This window comes from Pseudomonas sp. R38(2017) (genome assembly GCF_002112395.1).
GTDB lineage: Bacteria > Pseudomonadota > Gammaproteobacteria > Pseudomonadales > Pseudomonadaceae > Aquipseudomonas.
In genome coordinates this window covers 423,515-436,018 of record NZ_NEHN01000006.1, presented here as the reverse complement: position 1 = coordinate 436,018, position 12,504 = coordinate 423,515, and the positions used below count along the sequence as shown (strand labels likewise).

General features: G+C 63.5%; 1 protein-coding gene (running past one end of the window). It reads right to left on the bottom strand.

What is annotated here, in order from left to right:
• A protein-coding gene (locus CAF87_RS18010; RefSeq protein ID WP_085732439.1) for a non-ribosomal peptide synthase/polyketide synthase crosses the window boundary here: on the bottom strand, positions 1-12,504 show its 5' portion. 4,461 nt of this gene lie to the left of the window's left edge; only the first 12,504 of its 16,965 coding nucleotides appear in the window; its start codon is at positions 12,502-12,504; its stop codon lies off the left edge, out of view.

The following is a 12,504-nucleotide window of genomic DNA, read 5'->3' as shown; positions in this document are numbered from 1 at the left end:
GGCCTCCAGGGTCTGCGAGGTGTTGAGCAGCACCGACTGGTTCCAGTGATGTGGCTCGGCCACGCCCTCTTCGAAGAACTGCAACTGCGCCGGCAGCAACAGCGATGCACCGGTGACCGGCGACTGGTCGATGACAAAACCGCCCTCGCCGACCCGCGCGACACTGGCCAGACCTTGAATGGTCTGGTGCTGGAACAGGTCTTTCGGACTGAAATGAATACCCGCCTGACGGGCGCGGCTGACCGCTTGAATCGAGACGATCGAGTCACCGCCCAGTTCGAAGAAGTTGTCGGTTACACCGACTTGCGCCAGGCCCAGCACCGCTTGCCAGATGTCCACCAGCGTTTGCTCGGTGGCATTGGTAGCGGCCAGATAATCCTTCTGCGTTTGCGCCGCATCGGGTTTCGACAACGCATGACGATCGAGTTTGCCGTTGGGCGACAGCGGCATTTTCGCCAGGAACAACAGGTGCGTCGGCACCATGTAGTCCGGCAGGGTTTGCTGAAGCTGTTCGCGCAATGCACGGCGCAGCTCACTTTGCAGATCGCTGTTGGCCATGACCGGTTCGGCGTCGGTCGGCACCACATAGGCCACCAGTTGCTGACCGCTTGGCCCGGCCACCGCCATCACCAGCGTTTCGCGGACAGTCTGGGCATCCAGCAGACGCGCTTCGATTTCACCCAGTTCGATACGGAAACCGCGAATCTTCACCTGATGGTCGACACGACCGATGTACTCGATCACCCCGTCGGCACGGAACCGCGCCAGGTCACCGGTGCGATACAGACGTGCGCCCGGTTGCACCGAAAATGGGTCCGGCATGAAGCGCTCGGCGCTCAAGTCCGGACGGTTGAAGTAACCGCGAGCAAGCAATTCGCCGCCGATCATCAGCTCGCCCACCGCGCCCACCGGCACCGGTTGGCCGGCGATGTCCAACAGGTAGATGGAACGACCCGGCAACGCCGAACCGATCGGCAAGGTCGATGGCGTTGGCTCGACACCGGTCACGTAGTCGCCGCAATCCAGCGACGTGGCGGTCACGGTGGCTTCGGTCGGGCCGTAGGTGTTGAGCAAACGAACGTGGGCCAGACCGGCCTTGTTCCAGGCCGCCATGCCTTCGGGCGGCATCGCTTCACCGCCGGCATGCACCTGACGCAACACGCCGTAGTCACGCGGGCCGACTTCGGCGAAGTCCTTGGCCAGCATGCCCCAGTAGGCGGTGGTCAGGTCGATCACGCTGATGCGCTTGTCGAGCATCTCACGGTAAAGGGTTTCGCTGTCCCAGATCTCGGTGCCGCGCAGCACGACCGAAGCACCGGTGATCAGCGCCGGGTACAGCTGCTCGACGAAGCCGTCGAAGTTGAACGTCGAGAATTGCAGCACGCAGTCCTGCGCGGTCAACGCCATCAAGTCCACGGTCACGTAGGCGTGCTTGGTCAGCGAGGCCTGATTGATCCCCACGCCTTTCGGACGTCCAGTTGAGCCCGAAGTGAACATCACGTAAGCGAGGTTATCGGCCAGGGTCAGATTCGGCAGATCAGCGCTTTCGAGCTGCTCCGGTAGACGTTCAACGCACAGCACCTCGACGCCTGCGACCTGCGGCAGACGCTCAAGCAAATGGCTCTGGCTCAGCAACAGCAGCAGACCACTGTCTTCAATCATGCAGGTCAGTCGATCACCCGGGTATTGCGGGTCCAGCGGCACATACGCACCGCCGGCCTTGAGCACCGCCAGCAGGCTGATGATCATCTCCAGCGAACGCTCGACCGCGATTCCCACCAGTACGTCTGGGCCAACGCCGCGTTGACGCAAGGTGTGCGCCAGACGGTTGGCCTGCTGGTTGAGTTCGGCGTACGTCAGACGATGATCGGCAAAGTACAGCGCGACCTGATCTGGTGCGCGTTGCACTTGCTGTTCGAACAATTGATGCACGTGCAGCGCAGTTGGGTAGTGCCCTGCGCAATAGCCCCAATCGTTGAGCGCCAGCTCCCGTGCGGCCGCATCGAGCAGTTGCAGGTCGCCCAGGCAACGTTGATCGGAACCGCCGGCCATCTGCATCAGCACATGGTTCAACTGAGCGCCCAGTTGCTCGACGGTGGCGTCGGCAAAGTGCAAGCGGTCAAAGCTGTAATGCACTTCCAGCGTGCCTTCAAGGCTTACGCCCAGGGTCAGCGGATAGTTGGTCTGTTCGTGGTTGGCCACCGGGCCGAAGCGCAGACCTTGCGGTGCGCCCTGCTCCAGCGCCTGGGCAATCGGGTAGTTTTCGAACACCAGAATGTTGTCGAACAGCGCTTCACCGCCCTGCCCGGCCCAGCGCTGGATATCGAACAGCGCGGTGTGTTCGAACTCGCGCAGCGCGAGGTTTTGCGCCTGCACCGCTTGCAGCCAGCTGCCGAGCGATTGCTCGGGCCGTGGGCTGGCGATCACCGGCAAGGTGTTGATGAACAGACCGATCTGTTGCTCGATCCCCGGCAAGTCCGCCGGACGCCCCGCCACGGTGGCGCCGAACGCGACGCTGGCCTTGCCGGTGTAGCGTTGCAGCACCAGCAGCCATGCGGCCTGGACGAGAGTGTTGACGGTGACTTTGGAAGCGCGGGCAAACTCGCCCAGGCGCGCGGTCTGCTCGCTGTCGAGCACGCGATAATGGTCGCCGTAGCCTTGCACCGCCGGCGCATCTTTCGGCCGGGCAATGGCGTGAGCCAGACGCGTCGGCTCGTCCAGCGTGCGCAACGCCGGCAGCCAGAACGCTTCGCTCGCCGCCGCGTCCTGACGCTGCAACCAGCCGATGTAATCGCCGTAGCGACCGGCGTGCGCGGCACTGAACTTGCCGCTGTAGCGCTGCAGCACTTCACCGAGCAACTGCGAGTTGCTCCAGCCATCCATCAGGATGTGGTGGTTGGTGTAGATCACGTGATGACGCTGGTCATCGATGCGCACGATCACCAGACGCAGCAGGGTCGACGCATTCAGATCGAGGCTCTGACGCTCGGCGTCGGCCAGGGTCTGCAACGCGTCTTCCAGATGCGGCTGCGCGCGCCAGTCGTGCAGGCTGTAAGGCATTTGCGCGTGCTTGCTGACCACTTGCACCGGCGCATCCAGCTCACCTTGCCAGACGAATCGCGTGCGCAGAATGTCGTGCGCATCGACGGCGGCCTGCCAGGCCTGATGGAAACGCTCGGGGTCGAGGCCTTCGACGTCCAGGCGCATCTGGTTGATGTAGTTACCGGTGGATTCTTCATAGACTGCGTGGAACAGCATGCCCTGCTGCATCGGCGACAGCGGATAAACGTCTTCGATCAACTGCGGCGCCAGCGGCAAACCGTCCAGTTGAGCCTGGCTCAAGCGCGCCAACGGGAAGTCCGACGGCGTGACACCGTAATGATCGGCCTGACAGCAATGCGCGATCAGCGCTTGCAACTCCTGGGTGTAATCATCGGCCAAACGCTGAATCGTTGCCTCATCGAACATCTCGTGGCTGAACGTCCAGCCCAGGTTCAGTTCGCCGCCATACACCTGGCCGTTGAGCGCCAAGTGGTTGGCCAGCGGCGCATTGGCATCCAGCTCATCGCCCGCCGCTTCGCTGGATGGCACAAACAGCGCGCCATCGGCGGCATCGAAGCTGCCGTCGAACTGGCCCAGGTAGTTGAAGGTCAGGCGCGGAACCGGCAGCTGCGCGAGAGAGGCGCGATCGGCGTCCTCGCCCAGATATGCCAGCGCTCCAAAACCAATGCCTTTGTTGGGGATCGCGCGCAGTTGTTCCTTGATCTGTTTCAGCGACGCTCCCAGCTCTGCAACCGGCGTCAGTTTGGCCGGGTACACCGTGGTGAACCAGCCCACGGTGCGGGTCAGGTCGATACTGTCGAACAGCTCTTCACGGCCATGGCCTTCGAGTTGAATCAACGCACTGTCGGCGCCGGTCCAGCGCACCATCACGCGGGCCAGTGCAGTCAGCAGCAAGTCATTGACCTGGGTGCGATAGGCCGCCGGAGCGTCTTGCAGCAACTGGCGGGTCTGGGCCTTGTCCAGACGGGTACGCACGGTCAGCGCATGACGGTTTTGCAGACCACCGTCGGCGTTGTCCAGCGGCAGCGCGACATCGACACCCTGAAGCTGCTCCTGCCAGTACGCCAGTTCAGAGCGCAGCTCGCTGCTGCGGGCGTAGGTTTGCAGGTGCTCGGCCCAGGCCTTGGCGGCGCTGGTTTTGGCCGGCAATCGCAGGGGCTCGCCCGCTGCGATCTGCCGGTAAGCGCTTTGCAGATCATCGAACAGAATCCGCCACGACACGCCGTCCACCACCAGGTGATGGATCGCCAGCAGCAACCGCTGGCTGCCGTCGTCGAGGTTCGCCAGCACTGCTCGCAGCAGCGGGCCGGCTTGCAGATCGAGGCTGCGTTGCGCCTCGTTGGCCACCGCTTCCAGCGAGGCGGCATCGGCGACATCGACACTCCACAACAGAGCGTCATTACGGCTGTCGACGCCACGGTACTCGGCGTGCCAGCCATCGGCCTGCTCAACGAAACTCAGACGCAAACCATCATGGTGCGCGACCAGCGCATCGAGCGCCTGCTCCAGTGCCGCCGCTTCCAATGGCTGAGTCGGCTTGAGCATCACCGCCTGGTTCCAGTGCTGACGCTCAGGAATGTCCTGTTCGAAGAAGGCCTGTTGCACCGCCAGCAACGGCAGCGCACCGGTCACCGGGCCCTGATCGATGACTTGCGTCTGCTCGCCCACCTTGGCCACCGCCGCCAGTGCGGCGATGGTCTGGTGCTGGAACAAGTCTTTCGGGGTGAAGCGGATTGCGGCCTGCCGCGCACGGCTGACCACCTGGATCGAGATGATCGAATCGCCACCGAGTTCAAAGAAGTTATCGCTGACACCGACCTGCTGAAGTTTCAACACGTCCTGCCAGATCGTCGCCAGTTGCTGCTCCAGTACGGTTTGCGGCGCGACGTAGGCTTGTTGCAGTTGGCTGACATCCGGTTTCGGCAGGTTCTTGCGATCGAGTTTGCCGTTCGGCGTCAGCGGCATGCGCTCCAGACGCAGCACGTAGGCCGGCACCATGTGCGTCGGCAGTGTGGCTTTGAGTTGCTCGCGCAGGTCTTCGGCGAAATCTTCGCGCGCCGAATCACCGACCACGTAGGCCACCAGACGCTTGCCGCTGCCGGCGCTGCCTTCCTGCGCCACGACCACCGCTTCGCGCACACCGTCGAGGGCTTGCAGGCAGGCTTCGATTTCCCCCAGTTCGATACGGAAACCACGGATCTTCACCTGATTGTCGATGCGATCCAGGTAGTCGAACGTACCGTCGGCACGCTGGCGCACCAGGTCGCCAGTGCGGTACAGCAAGCCACCGGTGTGGCTGAACGGATCTGCGACAAAACGCTCGGCCGTCAACCCCGGACGGTTCAGATAACCCCGCGCCAGCCCCGTGCCGCCGAGGTACAACTCACCGGCCATGCCTTGCGGCAGCAAGTTCAGATCGGCATCGAGAACATAGGCGCTGCGATCACCGATACGGCTGCCGATCGGCGCGTAGGCCGCACCGCACGGCACTTCGCGACCGGCCTTCCAGATCAGCGGCGTGACCACGGTTTCGGTCGGCCCGTAACCGTTGATGATGTAGTCCGGATCGAGGGCACGTTTGACCCGTTCGAAACTGGCGCTCGGCACCGCGTCACCGCCGAAGCAGTAGATGCGCACCTTGGGTGGGTTGCCCTCACGCTCAGCGTGTTCGGCCAGTTGTTGCAAGTAAACCGGCGGGAACGCGACCACGGTCACGCCGTGTTCGCGCATCGCGTTGTAAGTCTGTTCCGGGGTCCACAGCGTGTCGTCGCGGATCAAAAGCGAGGCACCGTGGGTCAGGCTGGTCAGCCAGCGCTCGTGAGCACCGTCGAAGGCGAACGACATGAAGTGGAATTCGCAATCGCTGTCACGCATTTCATAGCGCTGACCGATGGCCTGACAGTGCATCGCCAGCGGGCCGTGGGCAACGCTGACGCCCTTCGGATTGCCGGTGGAGCCGGAGGTGTAGATCACGTAAGCGAGGTTGTCCGGATCGAGCTGCACCTGCGGTGCCTTGATCGGCCACTCGCGCAAGTCGAGGCGGTCGAGCTCCAGCACCGGCACCGATTCGGCGACCGGCAATTGCGCCGACACCGACGAATCGCTGATCAACAACGCCAGCCCCGAATCCTCGATCAGGTACGCCAGGCGCTCGCGCGGATAACTGGTGTCCAGCGGCACATAGGCACCGCCCGCCTTGAGCACGGCCAGCAAGGCGATGATCACCGCTTCGCTGCGCGGCAAGGCCACACCAACCCGAGTTTCGGCACCGACACCGCGGGCGATCAGCGCGTGGGCCAGTTGATTGGCGCGCTGATCGATCTCGCCATAGCTGAAGTGCTGGCCATTGAAAATCACCGCGGTGCGCTGCGGACGCTCGGCGGCCAGGGTGCTGATCCGCTGGTGTACAGCGACGTCCACCGGGTACGGCTGCGGGTGGTTATCGGCTAGTTGACGGGCGTGTTCACCGGCGTCGGCCAGGGCGATTTCACCGAGGCTGCGCTCGGCGGACACGGCAAACTGTTCAAGCAATTGCAGCAGATGCGCGCTGATCCCTTCGATGGCAGCGCCGGCGAAATGGCCACGATCGAAACTGTAGTGCAGCGCCAGTTGTTCGCCGAGGGTGACGGCGACGCTCAACGCATAGTGGGTCTGTTCCAGGTTGGCGACTTCGCCGAACACCACGCCCTGATCGACACCTTGTTTCAGGGCCTGGGCAATCGGATAGTTTTCAAACACCAGAATGTTGTCGAACAGCGCTTCACCGCCCTGCCCGGCCCAACGCTGAATGTCCGCCAGCGGCGTGTGCTCGAAATCGCGCAGGCTGAGGTTCTGCCCCTGCACGGCTTGCAGCCAGCTGCCAACGCTCTGATCGGGACGCGGCGCACCGATCACCGGCAAGGTGTTGATGAACAGTCCAACTTGCTGCTCGATGCCAGGCAGGTCCGCCGGACGCCCGGCGACCGTGGCACCGAACGCCACGGCTTCGTGACCGGTGTAGCGTTGCAGCAACAGCAGCCACGCGGCCTGAATCAATGTGTTGACGGTGACTTTCTGCTGGCGGGCGAAGGTCTCCAGCGCCTGAGTGTGCGCCACGTCCAGAGTCTGGAAGTGATCGCCGTGACCGCTCTGGCTGTCGCTGGTCGAGGCCACGCGGGCCAGACGGGTCGGCTCTTGCAGGGCAGCCAGTTGCTCGCCCCAGAAGTTTTCGCTGAGTTGAGCGTCCTGACGTTGCAGCCAGGCGATGTAGTCGCGATAGCGTCCGCCGGCATTCGCCGGAATCTGCCTGCTGTAGCGCTGCAGCACTTCACCGAGCAACTGCGAGTTGCTCCAGCCATCCATCAGGATATGGTGATGGGTGTAGATCAGGTGCCACTGCTCGGCGCCGGTCTGCACCAGCACCAGACGCAGCAACGGCGCGCAGGTCAGGTCGAACCCTTGTTGGCGCTCGTCATCGGCCAGCGCCGCGAGGGCTTTTGGCTGATCGTCACGGGAGCGCCAGTCCAGCGCGGTGAACGGCAATTGCACCTGCTTGTGGACGATTTGCACCGGCTCGGCCAGCTCGCCCTGCCAGACAAACCCGCTGCGCAGGATGTCCTGGGCATCGACCGTGGCCTGCCACGCATCGCGGAAACGTTGCGGGTCGATACCTTGAACGTCGACACGCATCTGGTTGATGTACTCGCCCGCCGCTTGCTCGTACAGGGTATGGAACAGCAGACCCTGCTGCATCGGCGACAGCGGATAGAGATCGTCCAGCTCACCGGCCGGCACCGGCAGCGCATCGAGTTGCGCCTGCGTCACGCGCGCCAGCGGGAAGTCCGACGGTGTCGCCTGCGGCGCGTCAAGCGCACAGCAGTGATCGATCAAAGCATTGAGTTCGAGGGCGTATTGATCCGCCAGTTGCTGCACGGTCGCCGTGTCGAACATCTCACGGCTGAAGCCCCAGTTCAGCGCCAGCTTGCCGCCGTACACCTGGCCTTCGACCGTCAGCCAGTTGGCCAGCGGCGCCGAAGGATCTTGCGCCGCACCGCCACCTTCACCGGACGGCACAAACAGTGCCGCCTCATCGAACTGACGGTCGAACTGGCCGAGGTAGTTGAAGGTAATACGCGGTTTGACGTCGCTGTCCAGCGACGCCGCCGTTTGCGCATCCGCCAGATAACGCAGTGCGCCGTAGCTCAGGCCTTTGTCCGGGACAGCACGCAGCTGTTCCTTGATCGCTTTGATCGAGGCACCGAGATTGTCCGCCGGACGAAGATTGACCGGGAACAGACTGGTGAACCAGCCAAGGGTGCGGGTCAGGTCGATGTCATCGAACAGGTCTTCGCGACCGTGACCTTCCAGTTGAATCAGGGTACTGGCCTGGCCGCTCCAGCGGCAGACCACGCGGGCCAGCGCGGTCAGCAGCAGGTCGTTGACCTGGGTGCGATAGGCCGCCGGCGCCTGTTGCAGCAACTTGCGGGTCTGTTCGGTACTGAGCTTGAGCTCGACCTTGTGTTCGAAACGGTTTTCCAGTGCGCCGTCAGGACGCTCGCAAGGCAGTTCGGTACGCGGTGCGTCACGCAGTTGCGCCTGCCAGTAATCGAGGCTTTCGGCGAAAGTCGGCAGGTGCCCTTGCAGGCGAGCGACCCACTGCTGATACGAACTGGTTTTGCCTGGCAAGGCGCCAACCGCGCCGCTCAGGGCCTGGGTGTAAGCGGATTGCAAGTCCTCCAGCAAAACGCGCCACGACACGCCGTCGATCACCAGGTGATGCGCGACCAGCAGCAAACGCTGGCCGCCATCGGCCATATTCACCAGCAACGCGCGCAGCAAAGGGCCATTGCTCAGGTCTAGGCTGCGCTGGGCTTCATCGCACAAGGCCTTGAGGTCTTCCAGCGATTGCGCGTTGCGTTGCCACAACACCGACTCGCCGGTTGGCGCGGCATACGCCTGCTGCCAACCCTCGGCGGTCGATGCGTAGCGCAGGCGCAGCGCATCGTGATGATTGAGCAACTGGCTCAGCGCGCGATCCAGCGCGCCAGCGTCCACAGGCTGTTGCGCCGTCAGCAACAGCGACTGGTTCCAGCGCTGACGCTGAGGAATGTCCAGTTCGAAGAACCACTGCTGCACCGGCGCCAGCGCCACGACACCCACGGCCGGGCCTTGGTCGATCAAGGTCTGTTGGCCCTGACGGGCGACTTGCGCGAGGCTGCGAATGGTCTGGTGCTGGAACAGTTCCTTGGGGCTCAGCACGATCCCGGCCTGACGGGCGCGGCTGACCACTTGCATCGACACGATGGAGTCGCCGCCCAGTTCAAAGAAGTTGTCTTCGAGGCCGACGTTTTCAATCGACAACACGTCCTGCCAGATCGCTGCCAGGGATTTTTCCAGAGCGCTGCGTGGCGCCACGTGTTCGCGTTGTTGCTGGCTGCCATCGACGGCCGGCAGCGCTTTGCGATCGAGTTTGCCGTTGGGCGTCAGCGGCAATTGCTCGAGGAACAGCAGGTAGGCCGGCACCATGTAGTCCGGCAAATGTTGGCGCAGCGCCGCTTTCAGGGTTTCGCGCAGGCTCGCCTGGGCATCGGCATCCGCCGCCAGCACGGCCGCGTCGGTCGGCACGATGTAGGCCACCAATTGTTGGCCGCTGGCGCCCTCCTGAGCCAGTACCGCCAGCTCGCGCACGGTCTCTTGCTGCAACAGCCGCGCTTCGATTTCGCCGAGTTCGATGCGGAAACCCCGCACCTTCACTTGATGGTCGATCCGCCCGACATATTGCAGCGCGCCATCGGCCTGATAACGCGTCAGGTCGCCGGTGCGGTACAGACGCTCGCCGTTTTGGGCGAATGGATTGGGCACGTACTTCTCGGCGGTCATCGCCGCGCGGCCCAGATAGCCACGGGTAATACCGGCACCCGCCAGATACAGCTCGGCCGCTGCGCCTTGCGGCACCGGTTGCAGATCGGCGTCCAGCAGATAGCTGGCGGTGCCGGTCAGTGGTCGACCGATGCTCGGCGTGCCGCCCGCCGCACGACGGGTCCAGGTGGAATAGGTGGTGTCTTCCGAAGGGCCGTACAGGTCGTAAACGTGTTCGACGCTGGCCTGCTGATACAGCGATTCCACCAGGCTTTGTTTCAGCGGTTCACCCGCAAGGTTGATGATGCGCACGCTCGACGGAATCGCACCGTCGCGCTGCAAGGCATTGATCGCCGAAGGCACGGTGTTGATCAACCGCACCTGATCGCGCGCCGGCAGTTGCGGCAACTCCAGGGCGTTGCGCGCGAGGATCACCGAGCCGCCGTTGGCGAGGGTGACAAACAGCTCCCACACCGACAGGTCGAAACACACCGACGTCGACGCCAGCACACCTTGAATGTCATCACGGCTGTAGACCGTGCGCGACCAGTCGATCAGAGCCTGCACGTTGCGGTGCGCGATGGCCACGCCTTTGGGTTTGCCGGTGGAGCCCGAGGTGTAGATCACGTAGGCGAGGTTGTCCGGCGTCACCGCCGTGACGGGTGCGCTGGACGGATACGCCGCCAGTTCTGCAGCGATCCGGTCCAGCAACAGGACTTGGGTTTCGGCGCTGACGGAAAGCGTCGCGGCCACATCGTGCTCGGTCAGCAGCACCAGCGCGCGACTGTCCTCAAGCATGTAGGCGACGCGATCCGCCGGGTAATCCGGGTCCAGCGGCACGTATGCGCCGCCGGCCTTGAGCACCGCCAGCAATGCCACCAGCAAGCTGTCGGAGCGCTGCATGGCAACGCCGACCCGGACTTCCGGGCCAACGCCGCATTCGATCAGTTTGTGCGCCAGCGCATTGGCCCGCGCATCGATCTCGGCGTAGGTGAAGGCTTGCTCGCCAAAGGTCACGGCCAGTGCGTCCGGCTGGGCGGCAACTTGTTGCTCGATCAAGCGATGGATGCTCGACGCCTCGGCAGTGCCGGCCTCCACGCTGTTCCAGTCGAACACCATGCGTTGATATTCGGCCGCTTCCAGCAGCGGCAGATCGCTGATGCGCTGATTGCTGTTCTGCACCATCCCGCGCAACAGATTCAGCCAGTGCTGTGCCATGCGCGTGATGGTCTGCGGGTCAAACAGATCATTGGCATAGGTCAGCGCGGCGTGCAGCCTGCCGCCCTTCTCGTAGGTGTCCAGGGTCAGATCGAATTGCGTGGTGCGACCCTGCCATTCGATGACACCCAGTTCCAGCCCGGAAGCGGTGCTCACCGTGCTGATGTCGGCGACTTGCGGCTGATGGTTGTACATCACCTGAAACAGCGGCGTGTGGCTGAGGCTGCGTTCCAGTTTCAGCGCTTCGACCAGCCGTTCGAACGGCAAGTCCTGATGAGCCTGGGCACCGAGCGCGGTTTCTTTGACGGCGCGCAGCAGGTCGCCGACGCACGTCTGCCCGTCCAGTTCGGTACGCAATACCTGGGTATTGACGAAGAAGCCGATCAGGCCTTCGATCTCACCCCGGTTGCGGTTGGCGATCGGCACGCCGACGCGGATGTCCGACTGCCCGGTGTAGCGATGCAGCAGCACGTTGAAAGCGCCGAGCAGCAACATGAACAAGGTGATGTTGTGCTGCTGGGCACTGCTGCGCAGTTGCTCTGCCAGCGCGCCGTCGATGGTGAATTCATACCGCGTGCCGCGGTAGCTCGGCATCGCCGGGCGCGGGTAATCGGTTGGCAATTCCAGCACCGGGTGCTCATTGCCCAACTGCGCCTGCCAGTACTCCAGCTGCCGCGCCTGCTCGCCCGCTTCCAGCCAGCGGCGCTGCCACAGCGCGTAGTCGCTGTACTGGATCGGCAACGGTGTCAGTTGCGGCGACTGCCCGGCTTCATGGGCGTCATAGCAACGAATGAATTCGTCGATCAGCACGTTCATCGACCAGCCATCGGAAACGATGTGGTGCAGGGTCAGCAGCAGCACATGTTCCTGCTCGTCGAGCTTGAGCAGCTTGACCCGCAGCAGCGGGCCGACAGCCAGATCGAATGGCTGTAGGGATTGTTGCTGAGCGGCGTCGGCCACCGCGACTTCGCGCTCGGGTGCGGCGAGACCGCTGAAATCCACGTGTTCGATTACCAGCGGAGCATCGGCCGGCACTTGCAGCAGGCTGTCGTCGGCCTGTCGCTGGAACACCGTGCGCAGGGTTTCGTGACGCGCCACCAGGCTGGCAAATGCCGCGTCAAGGGCGGCCAGGCTCAGGCGCCCCGTCAGGCGCACCGCGCCCGGCAAGTTGTAGGCGCCGCTGTGCGGGTCCAGTTGCCAGAGAAACCACATGCGCTGCTGCGCGTAGGACAGCGCCTGCCGATCATCGGCCTCGACCCCTTGAGGAATCGGAAAACGGGCAAAATCCACGCCCTCCTTGTGCAGGGCCGCGAGGAACATCTGGCGCTTTTCCAGGGGCAACCCGATAAACCGGCGAGCAAGTTTCAAGGAGTCTTCAGCATTCAT